Raw genomic sequence first — 26,519 nt, forward strand, 5'->3', positions numbered from 1 at the left:
TCTTGTTCAGTTTTTAAGCCGCGCAAATATAGGTTTTTTTCTTGTAATAAACAAGATTAATTACTAATTTGTCATTTTATTAACCACCTCTTTCCCCTCTCTCGTATCCACTTCCCAATCGTAGGAAACTCCTTTGGGAAGCTCTTTGTAGTACTGTATCTTACGAATGCGAGTGAGGTAGGATTGCTGGGCGATAGCCCGCTTATGATCATCGGCAATTATGGTGATAAGGGTACGCTGAGGGTGGGTAAGCAACCATAGGAAATCTGCCTGACCATAGTCATCCGCCCAGTGAAGGATAATCCCCTCCTGAGGTAGGACAAGGGAAAGACGATGATACTGCCCTTTGCGCTTTTTAAAATCAGCTCGGACGGCATCTACTATATAAAGTTCTTTGTACAAGTAGCTCAAAAAAAGCTTCTTCTTGAGATAGTCCTCTCCCTCTATACGCTGGCGTAGTAGGGAAAATTGCTCTCGAAAGTACTTGCCTATTGCCTTAGCACGTTCTCTTGGGGATGAGCCAAAACGAGGATCATCGGGAGCTATCTGCTCAGTGGCTACCACAGTGATACTACCATCATAAATAACGAAATCCCCCTTGGGCTGCACCTCAGAGTTTCCATGTATGTAGACTAAGGTCAGTGGCTTTTTAAAGTGCTCAGCTACCACAAAAGCTCCCTTATGGAAGCGGTGAATCACATTGCTCTCCGAGCGCTTACCCTCAGGGAAGATCATAGCGGAGTAGCCATTGACAAAGTTCTTAGCAAAAATAGGCATTCCTTTTTCTATTCCCTCAGAGGCTGGGTAAAAGTCCATCGCTTGTACATAACGACCGAATACTATGGAATGATACACCCAATCATTGACCATATAGCTTACCCGTGGGGTGAGCATACCTATGGCAAGGGTATCGAGCCAAGAGCTGTGATTGGCAATCATCACCGAAGGCTTGGAAAAATCAATCTCTGAGGGATTCTCCACCCGCTTGCGCACAAAGGGATTCGAATAGAGTACCGAGGTGGTGAGCTTGGCGGCCAAGGTACGCAACCAGAGGGTTTTCCTCTTGGGAAATATTTTTAGAAGTAACCACCCTATATTTGAGAGAATTATAGAGAAAACTACATAATAAGTAATAGATAAAATGGCATTTACAAATATCCTCAACGAGATAGGTGACAGCCCCTTCTCTGGGCGACGACTAATAAAAAACTTAAACAGAGAAGGATAGAAAACAAAAGTCAAAAGCAAGGCTGAAAATATCCCAATCAGAGATACTGACGCGATAGACTTCAGAGCGGGATGCTTAGCAAAAATCAAAGTTCCTATGGCTAAGAAAGTAGTAATAGAAGCGAGCAATACCGAAACCTTATATACTGGGAGTTCATCCTTGCCTGTAGAATATTCCTTCTGTAGGGCGCAGGTCATAAAGATACTGAAATCCACCGAATGCCCCAGTACTAAGGTACAGACGATCATGCTAAAGACATTGAACTCCAAGCCAAATAGATTCATTAGCGCCGTAGTCACTACTCCTGTAAGAGCAATGGGAATAAGAGTAAGTAGCACCAGCTCTATACGGCGGAAGAAGAGCAGGAGGATAAAGAAAATCGCAAAGGAGGCATAGGAAGCCAAAGCCACCACATCATCCTTGAGTTTGCCTAAGAAAGTTTCACTAATCTGTTTGCGGTCTATGACGATAGTGGGAGTCTGGCGTTGTATCTGCTCAATAAAAGCCGTACGCTGCCCCTCGGTGAGCTTAACCAAATTGGCTATTGTATAGAAGCCATCCTTTTCAGTAATAAAATCCCCAATAGGAATAGCTGAAAGTGCTTTATAGGTTTGTAAATCGGTTATTGGTTGCTTAGGCTCACCGAGATAGGCAAAGAAAGGAGTATACATAGCAGGCTTAAACCCTGCTTCTTGTGCAAGAGTTGCCAGAGTGTATTCAAGTGTAGCACAGCGTTCTACATTCCAGAAAGTCCTCCATCGTGTCAAGCGCCTTTGCTGCTCTGCCAAGGGGAGTACGATTCCTCCTAAGGAGGAGAATTGTTGGAGCTTACCCTGATCCTTTAGCTGAGTGAGGGCATGGTAGAGCTGAGTATTTTGCGTCAGTGCCTCATCCAATGAATTTCCATAAGCAGTGGTATAGAGCGACTTATACTTACTATCGGTAAGGTTCTCCAAATGTGTCTGTGCCTTCTGGTAGCGCTCACTGAGAAAATTAACAGAAGCTATATCCCCATTGAATCTCACATCATGAAAGGCAGCAAAACTCCCTACTATAAGCAAAAAAGCCCCTGCCACCACCCATTTATTACGATGGAAGGGATACGCCCCTACCCTATCGAGTATGGTTTTGCGGGCTTCTATATTTTTATTTTTCCTATAGAAATGAGGAATGATCACCAAAGAGAGTAAGGCGGAGATCATAATTCCTACAGAGGCGAATATTCCCAAATCCTGCATAACCTCGGAATGTACAAAGAGGAGACATAGGAAGGAAATCGCTGTGGTGATGCTACTCAGTAGTATGGGAGTAGTTACCGAATGATAGAGTTCTTGTGTATCCTGAGTAGCCTTGTAGTGGGTGAGGATATGCAAAGAATAATCGATAGTCACTCCCAGCAATACTGCCCCTAAGCTAATAGAGATGGCTGAAATACTTCCCTTGAGTACATAGAGAAAAGCCAAGGCTGTAAGTACTCCAAAGAGAGAGGGTATAAAAGCAATCACAGGCACTGTAACACTTCGGTAGAAGAAGATAAGAAGTAGGCACAAGGCTGAAAGAGAGATCAGTACTGTGGTGAGTATATCTGTTTTGATTTGTGTGGCATTGCTTACCGAGATAAAGGGAGCTCCAAAGAACTCACAAGAAGCTTTACCAGCATATTGCTGATTGAATTCTCTCTGCAATTTTTCCAAAGCAGCTACAAAGGCGGCATTGTGCTCTGTGTCATTCCTATCAAAAGTAGGGTTAAGGAAAAAGAGGATATGGCGCTGATCTTGAGTGGTCAGATACCCTTGAGAGAGAGTGAGTTCTGTACCTACATTGAGCTGCTGGAGCTTTTGAAGTCCTCTGAAGGTTAGGGAAAAAGGATCCTTACGAACAAACTGTTGGGCTACCATACCCGCAGGGGTGAGCATCATGCGATAGTGAGCTCCCACCAAAGCACGCAGGCTATCGGGTTCCAACTTTCGAGAGAGGTATTGGTAATCCTCCTCTTCCAAAAACAAAGGCAGGTGCTCATAGACAAATCCCCAAGCCTCATCCACCTCTTCTTCTGGTACAATTCCTTGAATATCAGAAAAATAATTAGAAACTCGCTGGCGAAGACTGTCACAGAGCGCATCGGTAAATGATTGCATAGTAGCGAAATCCCCTTCTGCCTCTTGAGTGATGATCACTGAGACCTTATCAGAAAAGTTCAGCTGTTTGAGCACCTTAGCTGTAAGAGAGGTTTTTTCATTCTGTGGAAGTACCTTGGTGATATCCTCTTCAAAGTGTAAGCGCACCACTCCCCACAATGCTATTCCTATCCAAAGAACCAAGCATAAGAAAGAGAAAAATTTGTGTTTGGAAACAAAATTAAAGATTTTTACCAACATTATTTTTGGATATTCATTACTTTGCGTATTTCTTGCATGATACCCTCTCCGCCACTATGGAGCAGTTCTTGGGCACAATCTTCCGGAAAACTTCCTATACTATGGATGGGTATAGATTTTCTAACCTCTACAGCCTGTTTTCCATCCAAAGAAAAGAGATTTCCTACGAAGGAAAGGGTATCGCCTTCGAGAGTAGCTTTGGCACCAATAGGTGCTGTACAACCTCCTTCTAAGCGCTTGAGAAAGCGGCGTTCGATCTGGGTTTCTGTATCGGCTTTAGGATCATTGATCAAAGAGAGAGCCTCTAAAGTATAAGGATCACTATCCATAGCTACCGCCAAGATAGCCCCTTGCGCAGGAGCAGGAGTCATCCACTCAAGAGAGAGGCGCTGTAGGTGGTCTTGCGCTAAGCGTTCCAATGCCGCTGCAGCAAAGATAGCCCCATGCCAAGGGTGCTCATGTAGCTTGTGAAGCCGAGTAGCAATATTTCCTCTGAGATTCTCCACTTGGTGGGTGGGATAGCGGCGCAGCCATTGAGCCTTGCGCCTAAGACTTCCTGTGGCTATGGTAGCCTGTTCTTGGCTGAGAAAGTCCAAACCGTCCTTATAGACTAAGACATCCTGCACATTGGCTCGAGTGAGTACGGCACCCTTGACAATCCCTTTGGGGAGTGAAGTAGGAACATCCTTCATGCTATGTACGGCTATATCTATAGAGCCCTGTAACATAGCCACATCGAGCACCTTAGTGAATACCCCAGTGATTCCCATCTCATACAGAGGAATATCTAAAGAGAGGTCACCCTGCGACTTCACGGGGACTAAAGAGGTAGTATATCCAAAATTTTCTAAGAGTGTTTGTACCTTCTTGGCTTGCCAAAGTGCCAACTGGCTATCACGAGTACCTATACGTAGGGTCTTTTTCATTTTTTTCCTAATAACGGCCAAAGGTAGCACTTTTTTTACATCTACACAAGTAAAAAATTAATCCTTGATAATTGGTCATTATTTTGTACCTTTGTCCTCTTAAAAAGTCCTTTCCTATGCACCCACTTGCCTTAGAAATACTTAAGAAACATTGGGGATATGAGCAGTTCCGTCCAGCACAAGAGCCCATAGTGACTTCAATCCTTGAGGGAAAAGACACCTTAGCCATGCTACCTACAGGCGGGGGAAAGTCTATTTGTTTTCAAGTCCCTGCCATGGTCAAAAAGGGCGTTTGTCTGGTAATCTCTCCCTTGATTTCGCTCATGGAAGACCAAGTCAAGAACCTCTCAGAGCATGGTATTCCTGCCTTAGCCCTCACAGGAAGTATTCCCTACTATGAAATAGAGCGACTAATGCACAATGTGCAACATGAAGCCTACAAATTCTTATACCTTTCCCCTGAACGACTTGCAAATGAGGAAGTAATCTTCTATCTAAAAAGTACCCCACTGAACTATATAGTTATCGATGAGGCGCACTGTATTTCCCACTGGGGAAAGGACTTCCGTCCTGCTTATTTAGCCTGCAAAAACCTCAGAGAATGGTTCCCTACCCTCCCTATCATAGCCCTTACAGCCACTGCTACTGAAAGAGTCCAAAAGGACATCATAGAACACCTACAGATTCCACAAGCTCAGATCATCAAGGGGAGTCTTATCCGCTCCAATTTAGCCTATATGACCTACTGTATAGATGATAAGTGGGAACGCCTCACTCGTATTCTTCTCAAAAACAAAGAAAGTAGCATTGTGTATGTACGCAACCGCCGACTTAGTGAAGAACTGGCACAGCATCTGACTGACGAAGGCTTCACCGCTACAAGCTTCCATGGAGGATTGCCTGTGGAGGAAAAGAGCAAACGCTTAGGCATGTGGAAATTAGGCGATGTGCAAGTGATGGTCGCCACTAATGCCTTCGGAATGGGGATTGATAAGGCCGATGTACGCACCGTTATCCATTGGGATTTGCCCAGTTCCTTGGAAGACTATTTCCAAGAAGCAGGTAGGGCAGGTAGGGATGGACACAAGGCTTTTGCTATTGTGTTATATAACGATAATGATGTAAAAAAACTCTTAGTGGATACCCAGAGGAGCCAAGTGTCCCCTGAGTTTCTCAAAGAACTCTACCCCAAGCTATGTAGCCACTTTATCATCGCTACTGGAGAAGGCGAAGGAACAAGCCATTTGTTCAACTTGGCTGATTTTGCCTCCAAAACACAGATGGATGCTCTAAAGATCTATCAAGGATTGGAGGTATTAGACCGCAATGGGGTACTCTCCCTAAGCCAAGCCTTCTTCCGAAAAGCCAATGTACAGATTCTCCTCTCAAGTCGTGAGGTAATTGACTATTTGGACAACAACACCGAGCTAAAAGAACTGCTTTTTTTTCTCATGCGCAAATACTCAGGGATACACGAACAAGTTATTTCCTTCAGAATAGAAAAAATAGCTGCCAACCTACACCTGACCTCTCCAGAGATTCAGCAAAAATTAGAAAAACTACAACAAGATGGTATTATCAGCTACCGTAGTGAAAACACTGATGCTGAAATCACCTTTCTCATGCCTCGTGATGACGAGAGAACAATCAACTACATCTCCCCACAGGTGAGGTGGTACAATGAGAACAAAGTAAATCAATGTAATGAAGTCCTCGCCTATATAGAGCAAGAAGAAAAGTGCAACCAACGATTTCTTTTGGAATACTTTTCAGAAGAGACAAAGGAAGATTGTGGAATCTGTTCCTATTGTATCGCTCGCAAACAGAAAAATCTCTCAAAGACCTCTATTGAATCCATATCCGAAGAAATACTACGCCTTGTAAGCACCCATCCCATGTCCTCTCAGGAACTCTGTCGCAAGAGCTCTTATCACGAATGGGAGATACTACATGTACTCACCCTTCTGTTGGACAAGGAGAAAATCCGACTACTCCCTACCAATCAGTGGAGTGCCTGACTCCTATCCAAAAGCATTGCGCCAACAAGCGGGCAACGATGCGATAGGATCATCAACTGTAGAGGCGAATCGCAATTCGCCCTTTTTTAAAGTAGTGGGCAATTCGCTTTTCTTTAAAGTAGTGGACAATTCGCACTTCTTTAAGGTAGAGGGCAATTCATCCTTCTTTAAAGTGGAGGACAATTCACCCTCCTTTAAGGTGGAGGACAATTCATCTTTTTTCTTCAAGGGGAATACTGTCTCTTTTTCAATAGAAGGCGCTATGAATTCCTCCTTACTTTCAGTTTTTTCATTTACAACAGAAGTAGTATCCATGGTTTTTACAGAAAGTATTTCTTGATTATCCATACTATTTTGTTGTACAAATATTGACTGCTGTAGTACAAGGAGCTCTTCTTCCCAGCCTTTGATACTCATGAGAGTTTTGATTGCACTAAGTTGTTCCCGTATGGAAGGATAGACGATTTTTTCATTTTGCTTCTGACCTACTCCATTGGCAATAGACCAAAGCACTTGAATTACTTGTTTTTTCATTTTGTATAAGATTATTCAGGATATAGGGTTACCCTTCATTTCTAAATTTTTCAGATATCCAGATGCAAAATTACAACTTTTAAGAAGTAAAATCAATAGCAAAAATACTAATAAAAAGTTAAAACAATTTTCTATACACTTTAATGATACAGAACCTCAACTCTTTCCTATATATAGATATTGAAAATCAGAAAGTTACTTTATTTTAATCCTAATTTCAATCAAAAACTGAAAAAATGTCAGTTTTTTTTGATGGGTAAGCAATATTTTTTGTACTTTTGTCAGCTAAATTAACTGTGGTATATTTTTTGAATAGAGTATACCGTTTTTTTAAAATTTATTTAATCAAAAATTAATCAAATACATTTTATGAGTTTTATAAGTTCATTAATAAAAATCTTTGTCGGTGATAAGGCCAAGAAAGATATGAGAGAGATCGCCCCTTTGGTAACTCAAATCAACGCCCATCAGGCTCAGTATAAGTCATTGACTAACGATCAGTTACGAGCAAAGACTACAGAGTTCAAGGAGCGTATAGCCACCGCTCGCAAGGAGTATGAAGAAAAAATCCAATCACTCAAAGCACAAGCGGATACCACCGAAGACATTGACCAAAAAGAAGATTTTTATACTGAAATAGATAAGCTGACTGATGAGGCTTACAAAGCTGGAGAGAAAGTCCTCAATGACATTCTTCCTGAAGCTTTTGCCGTTATGAAAGAAACAGCACAGCGCTTTGTAGACAATTCTACTATTGAGGTAACTGCCGCACCTTATGACAGAGAACTTGCCTCCCTAAAAGATTATGTAACTATCGAAGGAGAAAAAGCCCTCTGGAAAAACTCATGGGATGCAGCTGGAAAGGCTATCACTTGGGATATGGTACACTATGATGTACAGCTTATTGGGGGGATTGCTCTTCACCAAGGAAAGATTGCTGAAATGCAGACTGGGGAAGGAAAAACATTGGTAGCAACCCTACCTCTCTACCTCAATGCTCTCACTGGCAATGGAGTACACTTAGTCACAGTCAATGACTATTTGGCACGCCGAGATAGCGCTTGGATGGCACCTCTCTTTCAGTTCCATGGACTTAGAGTAGAATGTATTGACAACTATCAGCCTAACTCACCAGGTCGCCGTATGGCCTATGCTGCGGATATCACTTATGGTACCAATAACGAATTTGGTTTCGACTACCTACGTGACAACATGGCACATACTCCAGACGAGCTGGTACAACGCCCTCACAACTTCGCCATTGTCGATGAGGTAGACTCAGTGCTTATCGATGACGCTCGTACACCACTTATTATATCTGGACCTATGCCTCGTGGAGAATTCCATGAGTTTGATGTATTCAAACCTGCAGTAGAAACCCTTGTGGAGAAACAACGCAAGCACTTAACCAATGTCCTTGCCGAGGCTAAAAAACTCATCGCAGAAGGCAATACCAAGGACGGAGGCGTACTCTTACTCCGTGTACACCGCGGTCTACCTAAGAATAAAGCACTCATCAAGTTCCTCAGTGAAGAGGGTATGAAGCAGCTCTTGCAGAAGACTGAGAACTACTACATGCAGGATAACAACCGAGAAATGCATAAGATAGATGAGGATCTACTCTTTGTTATCAATGAGAAAAACAACCAAATAGAACTCACTGACAAGGGAATCAATGAGATGTCCCAAGGGGAAGATAAAAACTTCTTCGTGATGCCTGATATCGGAGCTGAAATTGCCAATATAGAGAAACAGAACCTTCCTAAGGAAGAAGAAAATGCTCTTAAGGACAAGCTCTATCAAGAATTTGGAGAAAAGAGTGAACGTATTCATACAGTAAACCAATTGCTGAAGGCTTACACCCTATTCGAAAAAGATATAGAATATGTAGTTATTGACAACAAAGTCCTTATCGTAGATGAGCAAACAGGCCGTATCATGGACGGTCGCCGCTATTCCGATGGATTGCATCAGGCTATTGAAGCCAAAGAAAACGTACAGGTAGAAGCCGCTACCCAGACCTATGCGACCATCACCCTACAAAACTACTTCCGTATGTACCGCAAGCTCGCTGGTATGACAGGTACTGCCACGACAGAAGCAGGTGAGTTTTGGGAAATCTATAAGCTGGATGTAATGGAAATCCCTACCAATCGTCCTATTGCTCGCAAAGACCAAAATGACCAAATCTATAGAACCAAACGTGAGAAATACAATGCAGTTATCGAAGAGGTAGTTAGCCTATCTCAAGCAGGTCGCCCTGTACTGATTGGTACTACTTCTGTAGAAGTATCTGAGCTACTAAGCCGTATGCTTAAGCTTCGCAATATTCCTCACAATGTATTGAATGCCAAGCTCCATAAAAAAGAAGCTGAAATCGTAGCTGAAGCTGGTAAAAAAGGAGTTGTCACCATCGCTACCAATATGGCAGGTCGTGGTACGGATATCAAGCTCACTGATGAAGTAAAAGAAGCAGGTGGGCTAGCAATTATTGGTACAGAAAGACATGATTCCCGCCGTGTAGACAGACAGCTACGTGGTCGTTCTGGTCGTCAAGGAGACCCCGGTAGCTCTAAGTTCTTTGTTTCCTTCGAGGATAACCTTATGCGCCTCTATGGTATGGAGCGTGCCATTAAGTTCCTTGACCGCTTAGGACAAGGTCTCAAAGAGGGAGAAGTATTGGAACATCCTATCATCACTCGCAATGTAGAAAAAGCACAGAAAAAAGTAGAGGAAAACAACTTCGGTATCCGTAAGCGTTTGCTTGAATATGATGACGTAATGAATGCACAGCGTGAGGTGATTTATAAGCGTCGTCGCCATGCCCTATATGGAGAGCGCCTACAGGTGGATATTGCCAACATTATCTATGATACCTGTGAGGCTATCTTAGAGAGCAACAAACCTGGAAATGACTATAAGAATTTTGAGTACGAACACTTCAAATATTTTGGTATAGAACCTAAAATATCTGAAGAGGATTTTCACAAAAAACCTCAGAAAGAGCTTATCAAAGTCCTCTATCCACAACTCCTTGCCCTTTACAAAGAGAGATGTGATCGCAATGCTGCTATTGCTTATCCTGTGATCAAGAATGTATATGAGGATCAGAGCAATCAGTTCGAACGTATTGTCATTCCTTTCACTGACGGACAGAAGGGTATCAATATCACCACTGACCTGAAGGAGGCATACGAGAGTGAAGGTAAGCAAATCATTGTGGATTTTGAAAAAAATATTTCCTTGGCCATCATTGATGATGCTTGGAAAACCCACCTCAGACAGATGGATGAACTCAAACAATCTGTACAGTTGGCCACTCATGAGCAGAAAGATCCACTTCTTATCTATAAGTTCGAGGCTTACAATCTCTTCAAGGATATGGTGGATAAGGTGAATAAGGAAATTGTTTCCTTCCTTTTCCATGCACAACTCCCTACAGCGGAGCCTCCTGTACAAGAAGCTCATGAAGTAAGACGTGCCCCTGAACACTTACAAACTTCCAAGGAGGAAGTACTCAACTCCGATGAGTTAGCACAGAGAAACAGAGAGGTAGGACAACAAGCCTCCCCTGCTCCTCAGGTAACAGAGCCTATCGTACGTGAACAACCTAAAATAGGACGTAATGACAAGGTGACCATTCAAAATATCCTCAATGGAGAAACCAAAGAGATGAAGTACAAACAAGCCATTCCTTTCTTAGAAAAAGGAGAATGGGTGATCAAACGATAAACCTCATTTTTTAAGTTTTAAATTAATTTCAAAAAGAAGTATTTTCCCTTCTCTGGGAGATACTTCTTTTTTTGGTAATAAGGACTGAGTAAAAAAGTAAAGAATAAGCAGGAGGCTTTTCTTCATTCTTCACTCGAAGATGTTCTTCACTTTTTTTAAATAATGCTTGTATAATAAAAAAATTTTTTTTTACATTTGCCCTTCGAAAGTCTTTCTTTTCCAAATACTTGGATAAGGCATTCGCTAAAGAAAAATCAAAATTAATACCTTAATAAATTTCAAAACAATGAAGAATTTTTTTACCTTTTTCATTGCCTTATTCTTGGTAGCCTCATGTGCCAAGAAAGGTGGTTTCAAAGACAGTGATCCTACTCTTTTCAAGGAGTATATCTCTGGTTTTAGCTCAGGATACATCTCTGCAGATGCCCCTATCGAAGTAGTCCTCACCCAATTGGACAGTAAAGCACTTGAAGGGGTAGAGGTAGATAAGCTCTTCGACTTCTCTCCTAAAGTAGAAGGAAAGACAACTATCAATGGGAATTTCGTAAAATTTACCCCTGAAAATCCTTTAGAACATAACAAGGAATACCAAGTCACTTTCCATGTGGACAAGCTCTTTAAAGTAAAAAAGGACTTGGCCAATTTCTATTTCCATATCCGTACCAAAAGCCTTCAATTCGAGGTAAATGTACGTGATTTGCAATCCTATAACCAGAACTACTATTTCCTTAACGCCTCTATTGAAGCTAGTGACAATCTCTCCCCTGAGATTGTCTCTGATATCGTAAAAGCGAATATCAATGGGAAATCCCTTAGTGTAAGGGCCTTGACCAACGAAAAAAATACTGAAATACCTATTATTATTGACAGCATTCCCACCCCTATCGATCAGAGCCAAACCCTGATTATAGAATGGAATGGTAGTCAATATGATATAGAAAGTAGTGGCAGCAGCTCACTGAATATCCCTACCAATAACGATTTTGGAGTGGTACAGCTTCTGCAAAACGAAGGGGAAAACAATTCTTTCAATATAGTATTTTCAGCTCCCTTGCAGAAAAATCAAGAATTCCGAGGACTGATAGCTGCCGAAAACTATGATGGAGATTTCCGCTTCTCTACCTCTGGGAATACCCTGAAAGTATATGCCGACTCCAACTTTGAGAACGAAGTAAAAATATCTGTTTTCCAAGGAATTAAAAGCCAATATGGAGAACGCATGAAGTATGATTTCTCCGGAAAACTTGCCTTTGACCCTATCAAACCACAGGTGAGATTGGTACGCAATGGTACTATCCTACCCAGCTCACAGAACCTCAAGGTTAATTTCCAGACAATCAACCTGAAAGCAGTAGAGATTAGTGTACTAAAAATCTATCAGAACAACATATTACAATTCCTTCAGGAGAATGATTTGGGTGGTGCTTATCGCCTTCGTCGAGTGGGAGCTACAGTTGCCCAAAAGGTAGTTCCTATACAGGCTACCACCAAGAATTCCCTCTCCAAATGGAGTACTCATGCCATAGACCTCTCCAGGATTATCACTCCTGAACCTGGAGCTATCTATCGTGTGAAGATTGACTTCAAAAAAGAATATGCTCTAAATTGTAACAACGACAAAACTCCTATCAAGGAAGAAAATCTATTGGTCTTAGAAGAAGACGGCAATAGTGATTACTATGACTATGACGACTACGATTATGACTATGACTGGGAGGAAAGAGACGATCCTTGTAAGGATAGTTATTACTACCGTAAATCAGTAGAAACCAATATCTTGGCAACTGACTTAGGAGTAGTAGTAAAGCGTGGTCAAAACAATGACTATACCGTGGTGGTCAATAATATTCTTACTACCGAACCTGTAGATGGAGCTAAGATAGCCCTCTTTGACTATCAGCAACAGAAACTTACAGAAGCCACTACCAACAATGAAGGAAAAGCCCTCATGACGACCCAAAAACGTGCCTACTTTGCCGTTGCTTACAAGGACAACAATACTACCTATGTCAAAATAGAAGATGGTGCTTCCCAATCGGTAAGCAACTATGAGGTAGGAGGTATGGAATTAGAGAAAGGGCGTAGTGGATACATCTATACTGAGCGCGGAGTATGGCGTCCTGGAGATACTATCTCTGTAGGCTTTATCTTCAATGACTTTGCCAATAAGCTACCTGAGAGCCTTCCTATTAAGCTCACTTTCTCCGATCCTAATGGAAAAGTAGTACAACAGTTAGTCAAGAACTCCACCGCTGAAAACCACTACCTCTTTACCCTTCATACACAACCTGAGGCTATTACAGGAAATTGGTCATGCCAGATAAAAGTAGGAGCTTCTACCTACTCCAAAACAATTAAGATAGAGACGATCAAGCCTAACAGACTCAAAATCAACAACAGTCTGTCTGAGAAATTTATCTCCAACGAGGGACAAAATGCTTCTCTACAAGTAGACTGGCTACAAGGTACTCCTGCAGGTAATGTAAAAGTAGAGATTACAGGAAAACTTTATCCAAAAGTGAATCCTTTCAAAGGCTACGAAAGTTATACTTTTAACAATACTTCTTTCCCTTCTTCCTCCGAAGAGATTCCTATCTTTGAGGGACAAACCAATGAAAGAGGTAGTGCTTCCTTCTTCTTCCAACCCAAGAAGCTGGAAAATGCTACCCAGATGCTTCGAGTAAACTTCCTGACCAAAGCCAATGAGCAAGGTGGAGACTTCAGTACCGATGTGACTTCGGCTACTTATTCTCCTTTTGCTACCTATGTAGGGATAAAAGCACCTAATGACAACTATTATTATGAGACTGGAAAGGCTACGAAATTCCAAACGGTAGTCCTCTCCGAGGGAGGAAAACCTGTGGCAGGCCATAGGGTAAAACTCTATGCTTATAAAATAGAGAAAAACTGGTGGTGGGATATCTCAGAATACAATATCTCCAGCTATAATTCCTCAGACTCCAAAAGTCCCGCCTTCACCACCGAAGCCACTACAGGACAGGACGGAAAAGCCACTTTCAATATCCAAATAAAAAATGGAGAATCAGGCCGCTACTTCCTCTTGGTAGAAGACAGCCAAAGTAAGCACGAGGCTGGTATCGATGCACGCTTCTACTCTTGGGGAGAAAGTGGAGAGAATACAGGTACCGAAGCTACGATGCTCATGCTCACCACTAACAAGAAGGACTACAAGGTGGGGGAAAAAGCCATCGTTACCTTCCCTTCAGATGCTAACGGACGTGCCCTCATCTCGGTTGAGAATGGTAGCAAAGTGCTCAGAACCTATTGGGTAAATACCCAAAAAGGAAAAACCACTTATGAGGTTCCTGTATCAGAGGATATGGCACCTAATGTGTACCTATATGTAACCCTCCTACAACCCCATGCTCAGACCAAGAATGATGCACCTATCCGCCTATATGGTATCGCACCTATCTCGGTATATAATCCTAAGACCAAGATAGAGCCTATCATAGAAATGCCAGAAGTACTTCGCCCTGAGAAACAAGTAACTATCAAGGTCAGAGAAAAGAGCGGCAAGCCTATGACCTACTCCTTGGCTATCGTAGAGGACGGTCTATTAGACCTTACTCGCTTCAAGACCCCTAACCCATGGAATACCTTCTTTGCCAAGGCTGCTTTAGGAGTGAAAACCTGGGACATCTACAACGATGTTATCGGAGCCTTTGGAGGCACTATCAATCAGATATTTAGTATAGGTGGTGACGAAGATTTAGGAGCTGGAAATACCAAAAAAGCCAATCGCTTCAAGGCCTTAAGTATCGTAGAAGGTCCCTTCACCCTGAGTGGTGGCACCAAGACCCATCAGATCAAGCTACCTAACTATATAGGCTCTGCCCGTGTGATGGTAGTGGCTTCCGATGTGAAAAATAATGCTTTTGGTAGTGCTGAGAAAACCGCTACTATCAAGAGCCCTGTGATGGTATTGGCCTCTCTTCCACGAAAAGCCGTACCTGGAGAGACTATCACCCTGCCTGTTACTGTTTTCGCGAACGAAAAACAGGTGAAAAATGTTAGTGTCAGTGTAAAGACAAATGATAAATTCTCCCTCAGCAGTAGCACTCAACAAGTGAGCTTCGACCAGCCAGGAGAAAAAATGGTATACTTTACCCTAAAGGTAAAAGAAATAGGAATAGGCAAAATCACCGTAGAAGCCCTCTCCGGTGGAGAAAAATCCACCTATAGTGTGGATATGGATGTACTCAATCCTAATCCTAAGATATACCAAGTAAAGAATGTAATCCTACAGCCCAATACTTCGCAAAGTATTGCCTTTGAGGTATTTGGAGAAAAAGGAACCAATACAAGCACTTTGGAGCTATCCTCCTTCCCTGGAGTGAACCTTTCCCAGCGCCTCAAGTACTTAATAGAATATCCACATGGCTGTGGGGAACAAGTAACCTCAGGCGCCTTCCCTCAGTTGTATCTATCTGATTTTGAAAATCTTTCTTCAAAACAACAGCAAGAGGTACAACAGAATGTAAGTGCAGCCATACGCAAGCTCTCTCAGCATCAGCTTTCCAATGGAGGGTTCTCCTATTGGCAAGGTTCCGATTATGCCGATGAGTGGGTAACCTCCTATATCGGGCAGTTCTATATAGAAGCCGAGAAGAAAGGATTCTCTCTTCCTATGGGCAGCAAATCCAAGTGGTTGAACTACCAAAAGACTATGGCTCGCAACTGGACGTATAATGGAGCTCATTCCACCTTCAATCAGGCCTATCGCCTTTATACCTTAGCCCTTGCTAAGAGTCCCGATATGGCCTCCATGAACCGATTGAGAGAGACCAGCAGTATCTCCAACGAAGCCCTTTCACGCTTGGCAGCAGCCTATGCTATAGCTGGACAAAAAAATGTAGCCGCCTCCCTATTTAGCAAGGTAACCTTCGATAGTGGAAGTGAAGATAGTTACTACAGCTATGGCTCTCCTATACGCAACAACGCGATGTCCTTGGAGACTGCCCTATACTTAGGCAAATCACAGATTGCCGCTGAGTTGGCATTGAAGATTTCAGAAAAGCTCTCTTCCAGTGAGTGGCTTAGTACCCAGACAACTGCTTATGGCTTGTATGCCATGGCACTCTATGTATCCAAGAACAAGACCGGCAAGTCATGGACAGCTACCTACCAAGAAGGAAAAGACTCAGGTAGCCTTACGAGCAGTTCCACCGGATATGCCTCAAAAGCCCTTTCCTCACAGATAGGTAACCATAAGGTTAGTGTACAGAACAAATCGGCAGTAACCCTCTATGCTCGCGTAGTAAGCAGTGGTATCCTCCCTGTAGGAAAAGAATTGGTACAAGAGAATGGTCTTTCAGTAAGCACCCACTATTCGAATAAGAATGGCAGTCTTTCTGTAGAATCTCTACCACAAGGAACCAGCTTTACCTGTGAGATTTCGGTGAAAAACACCACTCAGAGTGCCGTGTCCAACATTGCTCTTACCCAATTTGTCCCCTCCGGATGGGAGATTGTGAACACCCGCTTTACCGACTATGATACCGATAGTAGCAAGTGGGATTATGCCGATATCCGTGATGATAGAGCCCATATCTATTTTGGACTTAAGGCAGGAGAAACCAAGAAGTTCACCCTCCAGCTCAACGCCTCTTATAAGGGTACTTACTACCTTCCAGGCAGCTTTGCAGAGGCCATGTATGATGCTAAGTATAACACCCATAACAAAGGCAGCTGGATCAAAGTAGAATAGCCTATGCTATTTTTAAGTTTTATTTATAGAATAAAACATGTGTTTTATAGAAAAAAATTCGTATCTTTGCAATCAAATACACAAAATATATGATTTCATTTGACCAAATCGACTTAATTCTATTAGATGAATTACAACGTGATAGCAAGCAATCCGTCAAGGAGCTCGCTAAGAAAGTGAATCTTTCTATCACCCCAGTACATGAGCGTATCAAGAAATTGGAAGCGCTGAATGTAATCCAAAATTATGTAGCTGTAGTCAATCCCGATGCCTTAGGGAAGACCTTGGTAGCCTATTGCCAAGTGAAGCTTGTACGCCATCAGGAGACACTCTTTGAGGAGTTTGAACAATATGTTCGCAATTTGGACGAAGTACAGGAGGCCTATTACATGGCTGGTCCTTATGACTTTTTGCTCAAGCTTATTCTTAAGGATATGAAAGACTATCAGAACTTTGTGGTTCACAAGATCTCGAAATTGGATATTATCTCCAATATTCAAAGTGCTTTCACTATCCAAAGTATTAAGAATACCTCTATGATCAAGTGTATATTGGACGAAGAAAATAAGGAGAACTAAGATGCACTTTGCTATTGCTGGAAATATAGGGGCGGGGAAAACCACCCTAACAGGGCTTCTTGCCAAGCATTATAAGTGGGAAGCACATTACGAAGATGTGTCCGACAATCCCTATCTGGATGATTTCTATGCCAATATGGAGCGATGGAGTTTCAACCTGCAGGTATTTTTCCTCAATAGTCGCTTTCGCCAAATTGTGGATATTCGTCAAAGCAAAAAGAACTTTATCCAAGATAGGACCATCTATGAGGATGCTTACATTTTTGCGCCCAACCTACATGCAATGGGGCTCATGACAGAAAGGGATTTCTGTAATTATCGTTCGCTCTTCGAACTTATGGAAAGTTTCATTCAGCCACCTGACTTGCTCATTTACCTGAGGAGTTCTATTGCTAACTTAGTGAATCAAATCCAAAAAAGAGGTCGCGAATATGAGAATAGTATCTCCATAGAGTACCTAAATAGGCTCAACCAGCGCTATGAAGACTGGATACGTAGCTATGATAGGGGAAAACTCCTCATTGTAGAGGTCGATAATATGGATTTTGTAAAGAATCCAGAAGATTTAGGAGAAGTAATCCAGCGTATAGATACTTCGATACATGGACTTTTCTGAGAAATTGATAAGAAAAAGGATTGCCCTAAGATAGGCAGTTCTTTTTCACTTATCTATATGAGTGAGGTAGTAGATCAGCATACCTGTCACATAATCATAATTCTGTATCCCCCCCTCTTGGGCATTGGCCTTGAGAAAGGTATCATAACTATTCTTGAACACCTCTTCCATAGGATTCTCATATTGACTCCAAAACTCAAAAGCTTCTGTATAGTTCTGCAAGACCCCAGCACGTAACTGCTGTGTATACTCCTTGTGCCGCTCAGGCGACAACTGCCTGACCTCCTTGAGCACATAGCGTAGAGCAAAAAGTGTTGCACTATACCTGAAGTAAGGTTCCCTGTGATGGTAAGTGGCCAAAAAGCCTATAAAATTAGCTTCCTTTTCGGAGGCATATCCCAGTTGATGGGCAACCTCATGTGCTGCTGTCACAGGGAAACTATAATGAGTAGCCAAATCATTGACCTGAGCTTCTCCTGTGAAGGGATTCAGATAACCACTATACCCCATATAGGTAAGCGCCTTGCTATATAAAGAGGATTTGACACTAAGGGTGTATAGGGCGAATCTCGGGAACTTATCAGAAAGCTTGCTATAACCCTGAGGTATTTTCTCATAGACCTCTCTAGGGGCGAATGGCATTTTCACCGCTTGTGTGTCAGCGGTGGACAATTGTTTATGTAAGGTATTAGCTTCTATGATAAGCCTCTTGGTAACCGCTTCTAACTCTGATTCAGTATAGGAAAAATCCCAACCCAACTGCACCGATAAGGGTTGCCTATAATAGTTGAATCCCCATAGAAAATAAAACAAACTCACTACCAAAACAAGACTCTCCCCTACCCTTTTAAGAAATCGAAGAGGTACCTTACGTATCTTTCCAAAATACTTGATTATATAGAGGATAGCTCCCAAGAGAAGTACTGTATATAGAATATCTCCTACAGAAAAAGGAATCCAACCGAGCAAAAAACGTACTGTCCTGCCTATATAGGGATAAATTCCTGTACTATACCACTGCTCAGTAAGTGTTGGCTCATAGCGGAAAACCCCATACAATACTACAAATAGCCCTATATAAAGGAGCTTTCCATAAGTTGTATATTTCTTTCTCATATTTCAACTGTTTTCAAATAACCTTCAACAAAACTCTTAATAGTTTCTGAGGAATAGTCTCCTCCTTTGGCATAAGAGATACCCATAACTTCTAAAGCTATAGCTTGGCACTGCTCATCATTAATAGTAATGGCTTTACTATCTAATATTTCTCTAACAATAACCATACATTTTTGCAGGTCTTCTGTTGTAGCATAAGGAGGTAAAGTTATTTTCATCAGAAATGGTACTTCACCGTGTCCTGTTACTCTATAGGCTTCTTTCCAAAATGTATGGCAACATTCACATCTATAAAGGGTAACCCATTGTGTAGGATAAAAAGCTATCTCTTTATAAGCTATTTTACCTTGAAAGTTTTTGATTGATTCCCCCTCTACAATATCTGTTAACTGGTTACAAACACATTGTTTCATTGTATAATTTCAAAATTACTTCCTTTAGTACTTTCTACAAGTATAATCCCTCCATCACAGATAAGACAAAACCCATTTGCCTTATCTTCAATAAGATATTCTTAGGTTATTTCATTATAGGTAATCTCAAAAGAAGGATTGTGCCAGCTGAAATTTCCTTGTATATATTTACTTCCTATAACTATAAGATATAAGGTTGCTGTTGTGCCCTTTTTTGTAAGGTATAGCACTACTCTCCTAAATGTAGGAGTATACTGAGTCAGAAGAACACTATCCGCTTTGAATTCTTTAAGTATAGTACCAATAGTTGTGAGGTCTGTTATAGTATTCATTTCTGTAATTTCTTTTCAAAATTCTTATAATCCATTAATTTCATTTAGATTGAGGATAATATTGTTGTGTTCTGACATAAAATCACGTTTTTCTTTATCCAAATAATAGATGGGTATATGATCATATTTAGGATGGGTAGGTTTTAGGTCACACAAATCGTTATCCCAATCATATTCTAAACTGAAATCGGTAACATCTACTATAAGTGCTTGTATAGGAGTCAGTTCTACAAATATATCTATGTTGTTCTGAATATAATTAGCCTCTAAACTTCCTTTATAAGGATAAATACCTATGAGCTTAAGCATTCCAATAGTATCATTTTCAGATAGAAATGTTTCTATTGTTACTTTGCTTAGCTGGCTATCTCGTTCTAATTTTTCCATTTTAGGCAATTGCTCATAATGCTTATATGAGGCATTGGGAAACTTTTTGATGTTCTTTTCTATCAAAAAATTGATAGCATCCAGTTTGCTTGTAAAAGGATTGGAAAATACTTTTTGAAGTGAGATAATCACTTCCTCTCTTATATTAGGAACAGTGTTGAAAATCAATTCTGTAAAATCTAAAATGCGACATACAGCTTTAGCGTTTTCATCTAAATTCTTTTCTATAAAGTAGCTCAATAATTGTTGCTCATCAGGGGTATTTATACGCCCCTTAAACTTTAAGTAAGTTATCTGAAAATAGGTGTTTTTGAAAACTGTCTTTTCAATAAACTCCAACCGAAAAGGAAATTTATCCTCTATATTGAAAGGAATAAAGTGTACTTGTTTTTCCATATCAAAACGGCTCTCCCACTATACGGGTTTTATACTCGCCTTTTACTATTTGCCAGCATACTTCGTAAGCATTAGCACCACTACCATTATGGGCAATAATGTAAATTGTATCTTCCTCTTTGTCATAATATACCGCATTATTATCAGTATACATAGCTACTTCGTACAAATCATCATAAGCACTTTTAGGGATAGATACGTTTTTGCCGTTGATAGTTACAATGATACTCTTGTAATGGTCTTCAGGTATAAAGGAGGTGTCCGTACCTTGAGCTCTCTTACCATCAATGATTAACTCCTCATAATATTTATATTTTTTCTTGGTAATCTTATGCTTAGTTTTGTCAAATGGCTGTCTGGTAAGGGTTACACTGATACCTTTACCAGCAATAGTAATACTATTGCCTTGCTCTTTACCTTTGCCGATAGAAGGCAAGTCTCGCACTTTCTTTAGGCGACTTTTATGTACATACCCTTTATCTACATACAACCAATTAAAAAATATCTCTTCACCAGTTTCATCTTGTATAGTATCAAATAAAGTATATACAAGCGTGTTGTTAGGCAAAGTGCCTACAATTTTGCTTTTTACGTTTCCTTTAGCACGAATGTTCACATAGCCGTCTTTGTCTTTTACTACGGCATAATCTCCAAGAGGACCTTGCGCAAAGGCATTGGTCGTAAGGAGGAAGAATAAAATAAGTAAGTGTTTCATATTCAATAGATAATTTATAATGAGTTTTTTTATCAAGTTATTTGTCGCTTTCCATACTTATATAAGTATCGTTTGAAAGTTTTTTAATAGATTTCAGATAATCTACTTTGTCTAAAACAACACGTTGTTCTTTGATGGTTTCTACTAAAATTTTAAAACGTTCTTCTTTGGCAATATTGTGTTTAATCAGAGAAGCATTAAGACTCTCTATATTGCTGAGTATAGCTAATTCATTAATACTGGCGATGTCCCTTATATTTTCACCCTTTAATGCTCTTTCAGGATTAGCTGCTTTCCATTGTTTAGCTGTACAGCCAAACATAGCGAGATTTAGCAAATTGGCTTCATCGGCATATACAAAGGCTTCTTTTAGGTCAGAAAGAGTGGGAAGTATATAGTTTTTAACAGCATCGGTATGGATATGATAGTTGGCCTTGCTTAAAATCCTTTTCACATTCCATTCCAAATTGTACTGATTGCTCTCTAACTCTTTAAGACGCTGATATTCTTTTATCAGATATAGTTTAAAAACAGGACTTATAGCTGCTCCAAATTCAAAAGCAATATCTTTATGGGCATAAGTACCTCCATATTTTCCTTTTCGTGATAAAATTCCAATAGCATTTGTACTCTCTACCCAATTTGAAACGCTAATAGTAAATGTTGGCAATCCTGCTTCTTTTTTAAAGTGGTCGAATTCGACCACTTTAAAATTAGGGTTATAAAGTATTTCCCAAGTACCTAAAAATTCTAATGTACTTCTATTTCTTATCTAGTTTTTTATTATATCAGCAGCTCTTGCTTCATCATTTTTACCTTTAGCCATATCTGTTAATGAAATATAATCCTGATTGTCTATTGTAGCTAAAGATATTTCAACATCTTGTACTTTAAGTTTATTATTTGTTGGTGTCATATATTTGGTAATTTTAGTTACATCATTAAAGTTGTCCTATAATACGGGTTATGTACTTGTCTTTTACTATTTGCCAGCACACTTGGTAAGCTAAACCAGCTTCGCCATTAACTGCATAAATATAAAGTGCCTCCGCTTCCTCATCGTAGTATATGGAACTGCTAAAATAGGAAATTTCATACAAATCATCATAAGCACTTTTAGGGATAGGTACATTTTTGCCTTTCATAGTTACAGTAATACTTTTGTAATGGTCTTGAGCTAGTGAACCGTCCCATCCATATATTATTTCTTTACCATCAATGATTAATTGTTCATAACTTCCCTGGCCTTTCTTAGTAATCTTGTGCTTGGTTTTGTCGAACTTCTGTTTGGTAATGGTCACTTTTACGTCCTTATCATCAAAAATAATACTATTGCCTTGCTCTTTTCCTACTATAGCACGAAAGTCAAATATTCTTTTCAAGCGACTTTGATGCACATACCCTTTATCAACTTCAATCCAGTTAGTAGGGTTAAATTCTTTATCAAAGAAACCATATACAAGTGTATTGTTAGGCAAAGTACCTACAATTTTGCTTTTTACATTTTCTTTGGCGCGAATGTTTACATAGCCGTCTTTGTCTTTTACTACGGCATAATCTCCAAGAGGACCTTGCGCAAAGGCATTGGTCGTAAGGAGGAAGAATAAAATAAGTAAGTGTTTCATAAGGTTTTCATTTTGAATAATCTTTCCACATGACAAAGAAAAGAATTTATTTTGACATAAAAAAGGATTTTACACTTTATTTACTCACAATTCAAAAAAAATACGTACTTTTGCCAAAAAAGTAAGATTTGAACCAGAGAACCCTTTTATTAGAAGTAAATCCACAGTCGTTCTATGGAGAACAGAACAGTAATATCGAACTACTTAGGAGCTATTTCCCAAAAATAAAAATTGTAGCTCGTGGTAATGAGATTCACATCTTCGGAGAAGAAGCCATCTTAGATGAGTTTGAGAGACGTGTAGAACAGCTTACTCTACATTTGGAAAAATACAATCACTTGGATAGAAATGTGATTGAGCGTATACTCACCTCTGATCATGGCACTTTGTTACCCTCTACCCTTTTGGACAAAGACTTCATTGTTCATGGAGTAAAAGGGAAGATCATCCGTGCCCAGACCCCTAATCAGCAAAAATTATTGGAGCTCATTGGGAAAAACGACATGGTTTTTGCCATAGGTCCTGCAGGTACAGGTAAAACCTATACAAGTGTAGCCCTTGCGGTAAGAGCGCTGAAAGACAAGCAAGTCAGGCGTATTATCCTCACACGCCCTGCAGTAGAGGCAGGAGAGAACTTGGGCTTCCTTCCGGGAGACCTCAAGGACAAGCTTGACCCCTATATGCAACCCCTCTATGATGCCCTGATGGATATGATTCCTATCGACAAGCTCAATAACTTCATAGAGAATGGCACCATTCAGATAGCTCCCTTAGCCTTCATGCGAGGGCGTACCTTGGACAATGCTTTTGTAATCTTGGACGAGGCACAGAATACCACCTATGTACAGATGAAGATGTTTCTCACTCGTATGGGACGCAATGCCAAGTTCATCATCACAGGAGACCCTGGACAGGTAGACCTCCCTAAGAAGGTAAACAGTGGACTGAGTGAAGCCCTACATATCATAAAAGGAATCAAAGGGATAGGCACCTTATTCTTGGATGATAAAGATGTAGTACGCCACCCCTTGGTCAAGGAAATCATCAATGCCTATAGCCGTGCTGAGAAGGAAGAAGATTAGAGACGCCTTTGAAGGAAGAAATCCTTAACTATCTGGCTACAAGGCTCTTCCAACACTCCCTGTACTACCTGAGTCTTGGGGTGTAGCAAATTACCAAAAAGATGGTAACCCCGCTTGGAATCCGTAGCTCCATAGACCACCTTGCCTATTTGACTCCAATAGAGCGCCCCTGCACACATGACACAGGGTTCCAAGGTTACATATAAAGTACAATCCATCAGATACTTACCCCCTAAATACTCACTTGCAGCTGTAATGGCTTGCATCTCGGCATGAGCAGTGACATCAGTAAGTTTTTCGGTAAGATTATGAGCCTTAGCAATAATTCGCTCCCCGATAGTAATAACAGCCCCCACAGGCACTTCCCCTTGTTCAAAGGCAATTTGAGCCTCTTGTAAGGCCTTTTGCATGAAGTAAGTATCCGATAATATCATAAAAATCTATTTATTAAAAACAAAATAAACTATGGCAGAACATAATGATTTTGGCAAAGAAGCCGAAGAGGAAGCCACCAACTACCTCAAAAACTCAGGTTATGAAATCTTAGCACGGAACTTCTATTGGCAGAGTGCCGAGATAGATATCATCGCTAAAAAGGATAATATTCTTGTGATTATAGAGGTAAAGGCAAGAAAATCAGCCTATTTCGGAGAGCCCTATTCCTTTGTCAACCCCCATAAGATACAGCTATTGGCCAAAGCCACCAATCACTATATCAAGATCAATGACTTAGATATGGAAGTAAGGTTTGACATCATCTCTATTGTAAAAAACAATGCCGAGTATCACTTAGAACATATAGAAGACGCCTTCTATCCCTTTTAAGTGATTGATTTATAAAGAAAAAACTACTTCAAAAGAGTAGTTTTTTCTTTTTTATCGTTTGTTTACTTTCTCTAAATATTTTTCGAGAGCCATGGTCATAGAAGGAGTCTCAGGCAGAGGTGCTTGAATATCAATTCGCAAGCCCGCCTCCTCAGCTGTTTTAAGAGTAGAAGCCCCAAAGACAGCCACTCGAGTAGTTCCCTGCTTGAAGTCAGAAAAATTCTGGAAGAGGGACTCGACCCCTGCTGGACTAAAGAAAGCGATAACATCGTATTTTACATCCTTTAGGTCGGTAATATCGGCATGAGCTGTCTTAAACAAGATTCCCCGCTTCCAATTAATTTTCAGATCATTCAATGACTTTTCTATGGCAGGGCTCAAGAGCTCAGAGGTTGGGAAGAAAAATTTTTCTTCCTTATGCTTTTTAAGGAAAGGAATAAGATCCGCAAAATCCTTCTTTCCTACATAAATCTTTCGCTTTCTATAAGTTATATACTTTTGCAGATAGAAAGCTACCGCTTCAGAGAGACAGAAATAGCGCATAGTGTCAGGCACTTTAAAGCGCATTTCCTCGGCTACTCTAAAGAAGTGATCTACGGCATTCCTGCTGGTGAGAATAATAGCCGTATGTTGTTGAAGTTCAATCTTTTGCGCTCTCAAATCTTTTCCTGTTACCCCTTGTACTTCAGTAAAAGGACGAAAATCAATTTTTACTTTGTATTTCTCTATAATCTGATGATAAGGTGAATTTTCTGATTGTTCAGGTTGAGAAACCAAGATTGTTTTAACTTTCATAAAATCTTTATTTATTGAGATATAATCAAATAATTAACAAAAACATAAGGTGCTATTTCAAAGGTGCAAAGGTACAAAATAAAATAATACCAATATTGTTTTATTTCATTTTTATATAGCTTGGCAAATGAAATGACTCCAAGAATTTGTATATACAAAAATATTACTAATGAAAAAGCCAAGAGATATATATTATTTCCAGTGGCATATATATTCAAAAAAAGTAAAAATACCAAAACAAAAGCGGCATAATTAGAATAGCTTAAGCGAATGAACAGGAAGGAACGAGAGAAAGTGTCAAAATCAAACACATAACTTACGAATCGCTGAAAGATAAATTTCAAGAATATAAAAAGTCCCACTCCCAACATCACCAGATACTGCTGAGGTATATTATAAAAAGAAATTTTTATAGCAAAAAATTCTAACAATAGCCAAATCGCTACACTAAGTATCCCTCCTTGTACCAGTAATAACAAAAAGGTAAAGAGTACGCCACTTCTTTCCTTTTTATTGAATATAATAATATACTTATTATTGACCAATAGATTCAGAAACTCCTTGAATCGAAAGACATGATATGTCTTTATAAAAGCCAAAAGAGCTAAGATTGTTACAAATAGGAAAGATATCCAATCCTTATTTTCAAAAGAGACAGGGATCCACTTCATACATCTTATTTTAAAGTATCAGAGGGCAATTCCTCCTGAGGGGAGGGTGGCTGAGGAGGTGTCAGCTGTTTTTGCAATAGGCTATCCTCCTTATTCAGTCGCATACTCACGGCGGAGAGTATCTTATTACACTTCTGGGGGTCGGAGGAATAATAAGAAATATTTTCTGCCAATTGTAAGCTATCTACCCCATATTTTTTATACAACATCGTTGAGGTGAGTATACCGCTCTGCTCATAGAAAGTAGCGTCTATGCTTTTGGCCGCATTGAGCAAGGCCAGATCATAGAACACAGCTTCCATCTCCTCTTCCGATAAGAGTTTCTTCGGGGGAGTAACTACTTGAGAACAAGCTATCAAGCACAAAAAAAGGATATTCAGATAGCAATATTTCACTTTCTCTTTTTGATTAACGGGGCAAA

General features: G+C 40.3%; 22 protein-coding genes. 7 read left to right on the forward strand and 15 right to left on the reverse strand.

All coding sequences use genetic code 11. The annotated features are described in order from the left end of the window. Window positions 1-63: 63 nt before the first annotated feature. On the reverse strand, window positions 64-3,606 hold the full coding sequence (locus CGC50_RS02005; RefSeq protein ID WP_095909474.1) for an MMPL family transporter: 3,543 nt from the start codon (window positions 3,604-3,606) through the stop codon (window positions 64-66). Next, window positions 3,606-4,532 carry a hydroxymethylbilane synthase gene (gene hemC, locus CGC50_RS02010; RefSeq protein WP_095909475.1) on the reverse strand — a complete coding sequence of 309 codons (927 nt, stop codon included), beginning with the start codon at window positions 4,530-4,532 and terminating at the stop codon, window positions 3,606-3,608. The genes CGC50_RS02005 and hemC overlap by 1 nt, the downstream gene beginning before the upstream one ends. 116 nt (window positions 4,533-4,648) lie before the next feature. Between hemC and CGC50_RS02015 the strand changes: the two genes are divergently transcribed. Continuing rightward, window positions 4,649-6,550: a RecQ family ATP-dependent DNA helicase gene (locus CGC50_RS02015; RefSeq protein ID WP_095909476.1), complete on the forward strand. Its 1,902-nt coding sequence runs from the start codon at window positions 4,649-4,651 to the stop codon at window positions 6,548-6,550. Window positions 6,551-6,553: 3 nt separating this feature from the next. Here the strand turns inward: CGC50_RS02015 and CGC50_RS02020 are convergent, their stop codons facing one another. After that, entirely contained in the window at window positions 6,554-7,084 is a 531-nt protein-coding gene (locus CGC50_RS02020; protein WP_095909477.1) for a hypothetical protein, read from the reverse strand. A gap of 369 nt (window positions 7,085-7,453) precedes the next feature. Between CGC50_RS02020 and secA the strand changes: the two genes are divergently transcribed. The 4 genes from secA (at window position 7,454) to CGC50_RS02050 (ending at window position 17,741) form a co-directional block, all read left to right on the forward strand. After that, window positions 7,454-10,816: a preprotein translocase subunit SecA gene (secA, locus tag CGC50_RS02030; RefSeq protein WP_095909479.1), complete on the forward strand. Its 3,363-nt coding sequence runs from the start codon at window positions 7,454-7,456 to the stop codon at window positions 10,814-10,816. 286 nt (window positions 10,817-11,102) lie between these two features. Next, the gene (locus CGC50_RS02040; RefSeq protein WP_095909481.1) at window positions 11,103-16,547 is read left to right on the forward strand and encodes an alpha-2-macroglobulin family protein; all 5,445 of its coding nucleotides are present in this window, start codon (window positions 11,103-11,105) and stop codon (window positions 16,545-16,547) included. An 89-nt stretch (window positions 16,548-16,636) separates the two neighbouring features. Further along, entirely contained in the window at window positions 16,637-17,125 is a 489-nt protein-coding gene (locus CGC50_RS02045) for an Lrp/AsnC family transcriptional regulator (protein WP_002668093.1), read from the forward strand. A 1-nt stretch (window position 17,126) separates the two neighbouring features. After that, window positions 17,127-17,741 (forward strand): deoxynucleoside kinase, encoded by a 615-nt coding sequence (locus CGC50_RS02050; RefSeq protein WP_002668258.1) that lies wholly within the window; start codon window positions 17,127-17,129, stop codon window positions 17,739-17,741. 45 nt (window positions 17,742-17,786) lie between these two features. Here CGC50_RS02050 and CGC50_RS02055 read toward each other — a convergent pair whose 3' ends face one another. The 8 genes from CGC50_RS02055 to CGC50_RS02085 all read right to left on the reverse strand — a co-directional run bounded on the left by CGC50_RS02055 (window position 17,787) and on the right by CGC50_RS02085 (window position 22,725). Continuing rightward, entirely contained in the window at window positions 17,787-18,857 is a 1,071-nt protein-coding gene (locus CGC50_RS02055; protein ID WP_095909482.1) for a DUF3810 domain-containing protein, read from the reverse strand. After that, window positions 18,854-19,075: a succinylglutamate-semialdehyde dehydrogenase gene (locus tag CGC50_RS14285; protein WP_198541651.1), complete on the reverse strand. Its 222-nt coding sequence runs from the start codon at window positions 19,073-19,075 to the stop codon at window positions 18,854-18,856. The genes CGC50_RS02055 and CGC50_RS14285 overlap by 4 nt, the downstream gene beginning before the upstream one ends. 296 nt (window positions 19,076-19,371) lie before the next feature. Continuing rightward, a complete protein-coding gene (locus CGC50_RS02065) occupies window positions 19,372-19,602 on the reverse strand; it encodes a hypothetical protein (RefSeq protein WP_232781163.1) in 231 nt (76 codons plus the stop codon). A 24-nt stretch (window positions 19,603-19,626) separates the two neighbouring features. Then, window positions 19,627-20,385 (reverse strand): hypothetical protein, encoded by a 759-nt coding sequence (locus tag CGC50_RS02070; protein WP_095909484.1) that lies wholly within the window; start codon window positions 20,383-20,385, stop codon window positions 19,627-19,629. A 1-nt stretch (window position 20,386) separates the two neighbouring features. Continuing rightward, on the reverse strand, window positions 20,387-21,100 hold the full coding sequence (locus tag CGC50_RS02075; protein ID WP_095909485.1) for an SH3 domain-containing protein: 714 nt from the start codon (window positions 21,098-21,100) through the stop codon (window positions 20,387-20,389). A 37-nt stretch (window positions 21,101-21,137) separates the two neighbouring features. After that, window positions 21,138-21,872 carry a KilA-N domain-containing protein gene (locus CGC50_RS02080; protein WP_262482358.1) on the reverse strand — a complete coding sequence of 245 codons (735 nt, stop codon included), beginning with the start codon at window positions 21,870-21,872 and terminating at the stop codon, window positions 21,138-21,140. Next, complete coding sequence (locus CGC50_RS14375) at window positions 21,873-22,016, reverse strand: hypothetical protein (protein ID WP_232781164.1); 144 nt, start codon at window positions 22,014-22,016, stop codon at window positions 21,873-21,875. A gap of 25 nt (window positions 22,017-22,041) precedes the next feature. After that, window positions 22,042-22,725, reverse strand: coding sequence for a hypothetical protein (locus CGC50_RS02085; protein WP_095909486.1), 684 nt, complete (start codon window positions 22,723-22,725; stop codon window positions 22,042-22,044). A gap of 128 nt (window positions 22,726-22,853) precedes the next feature. Between CGC50_RS02085 and CGC50_RS02090 the strand changes: the two genes are divergently transcribed. Beyond that, window positions 22,854-23,807 (forward strand): PhoH family protein, encoded by a 954-nt coding sequence (locus tag CGC50_RS02090; RefSeq protein ID WP_095909487.1) that lies wholly within the window; start codon window positions 22,854-22,856, stop codon window positions 23,805-23,807. On the opposite strand, the gene CGC50_RS02095 is transcribed toward CGC50_RS02090, so the two are convergent. Then, window positions 23,804-24,241: a nucleoside deaminase gene (locus tag CGC50_RS02095; protein ID WP_002667969.1), complete on the reverse strand. Its 438-nt coding sequence runs from the start codon at window positions 24,239-24,241 to the stop codon at window positions 23,804-23,806. The two genes, CGC50_RS02090 and CGC50_RS02095, sit on opposite strands and share 4 nt — an antisense overlap. Window positions 24,242-24,272: 31 nt before the next feature. Here CGC50_RS02095 and CGC50_RS02100 point away from each other — a divergent pair, with 31 nt between their 5' ends. Beyond that, window positions 24,273-24,632, forward strand: coding sequence for a YraN family protein (locus tag CGC50_RS02100; RefSeq protein ID WP_002668180.1), 360 nt, complete (start codon window positions 24,273-24,275; stop codon window positions 24,630-24,632). A gap of 51 nt (window positions 24,633-24,683) precedes the next feature. Here the strand turns inward: CGC50_RS02100 and CGC50_RS02105 are convergent, their stop codons facing one another. Genes CGC50_RS02105 through CGC50_RS02115 form a run of 3 tightly spaced genes read right to left on the reverse strand, consistent with a single transcriptional unit; the run spans window position 24,684 to window position 26,493 of the window. Further along, the gene (locus tag CGC50_RS02105; protein WP_002668241.1) at window positions 24,684-25,427 is read right to left on the reverse strand and encodes a uroporphyrinogen-III synthase; all 744 of its coding nucleotides are present in this window, start codon (window positions 25,425-25,427) and stop codon (window positions 24,684-24,686) included. Between the two features lie 11 nt (window positions 25,428-25,438). Continuing rightward, a complete protein-coding gene (locus tag CGC50_RS02110) occupies window positions 25,439-26,098 on the reverse strand; it encodes a DUF4271 domain-containing protein (protein WP_002668461.1) in 660 nt (219 codons plus the stop codon). 5 nt (window positions 26,099-26,103) lie between these two features. Continuing rightward, a complete protein-coding gene (locus tag CGC50_RS02115; RefSeq protein WP_002668368.1) occupies window positions 26,104-26,493 on the reverse strand; it encodes a DUF4296 domain-containing protein in 390 nt (129 codons plus the stop codon). Between the last annotated feature and the right edge of the window lie 26 nt (window positions 26,494-26,519).

It is taken from the genome of Capnocytophaga gingivalis (assembly GCF_002302415.1).
GTDB classification, from domain to species: domain Bacteria; phylum Bacteroidota; class Bacteroidia; order Flavobacteriales; family Flavobacteriaceae; genus Capnocytophaga; species Capnocytophaga gingivalis.

Excerpts from the sequence above, each read along its gene's own strand:
- CGC50_RS02005 (WP_095909474.1), bottom strand. The coding sequence starts at position 3,606 with ATGTTGGTAAAAATCTTTAATTTTGTTTCCAAACACAAATTTTTCTCT.
- hemC (WP_095909475.1), bottom strand. The coding sequence starts at position 4,532 with ATGAAAAAGACCCTACGTATAGGTACTCGTGATAGCCAGTTGGCACTT.
- CGC50_RS02015 (WP_095909476.1), top strand. The coding sequence starts at position 4,649 with ATGCACCCACTTGCCTTAGAAATACTTAAGAAACATTGGGGATATGAG.
- CGC50_RS02020 (WP_095909477.1), bottom strand. The coding sequence starts at position 7,084 with ATGAAAAAACAAGTAATTCAAGTGCTTTGGTCTATTGCCAATGGAGTA.
- secA (WP_095909479.1), top strand. The coding sequence starts at position 7,454 with ATGAGTTTTATAAGTTCATTAATAAAAATCTTTGTCGGTGATAAGGCC.
- CGC50_RS02040 (WP_095909481.1), top strand. The coding sequence starts at position 11,103 with ATGAAGAATTTTTTTACCTTTTTCATTGCCTTATTCTTGGTAGCCTCA.
- CGC50_RS02045 (WP_002668093.1), top strand. The coding sequence starts at position 16,637 with ATGATTTCATTTGACCAAATCGACTTAATTCTATTAGATGAATTACAA.
- CGC50_RS02050 (WP_002668258.1), top strand. The coding sequence starts at position 17,127 with ATGCACTTTGCTATTGCTGGAAATATAGGGGCGGGGAAAACCACCCTA.
- CGC50_RS02055 (WP_095909482.1), bottom strand. The coding sequence starts at position 18,857 with ATGAGAAAGAAATATACAACTTATGGAAAGCTCCTTTATATAGGGCTA.
- CGC50_RS14285 (WP_198541651.1), bottom strand. The coding sequence starts at position 19,075 with ATGAAAATAACTTTACCTCCTTATGCTACAACAGAAGACCTGCAAAAA.
- CGC50_RS02065 (WP_232781163.1), bottom strand. The coding sequence starts at position 19,602 with ATGAATACTATAACAGACCTCACAACTATTGGTACTATACTTAAAGAA.
- CGC50_RS02070 (WP_095909484.1), bottom strand. The coding sequence starts at position 20,385 with ATGGAAAAACAAGTACACTTTATTCCTTTCAATATAGAGGATAAATTT.
- CGC50_RS02075 (WP_095909485.1), bottom strand. The coding sequence starts at position 21,100 with ATGAAACACTTACTTATTTTATTCTTCCTCCTTACGACCAATGCCTTT.
- CGC50_RS14375 (WP_232781164.1), bottom strand. The coding sequence starts at position 22,016 with ATGACACCAACAAATAATAAACTTAAAGTACAAGATGTTGAAATATCT.
- CGC50_RS02085 (WP_095909486.1), bottom strand. The coding sequence starts at position 22,725 with ATGAAACACTTACTTATTTTATTCTTCCTCCTTACGACCAATGCCTTT.
- CGC50_RS02095 (WP_002667969.1), bottom strand. The coding sequence starts at position 24,241 with ATGATATTATCGGATACTTACTTCATGCAAAAGGCCTTACAAGAGGCT.
- CGC50_RS02100 (WP_002668180.1), top strand. The coding sequence starts at position 24,273 with ATGGCAGAACATAATGATTTTGGCAAAGAAGCCGAAGAGGAAGCCACC.
- CGC50_RS02105 (WP_002668241.1), bottom strand. The coding sequence starts at position 25,427 with ATGAAAGTTAAAACAATCTTGGTTTCTCAACCTGAACAATCAGAAAAT.
- CGC50_RS02110 (WP_002668461.1), bottom strand. The coding sequence starts at position 26,098 with ATGAAGTGGATCCCTGTCTCTTTTGAAAATAAGGATTGGATATCTTTC.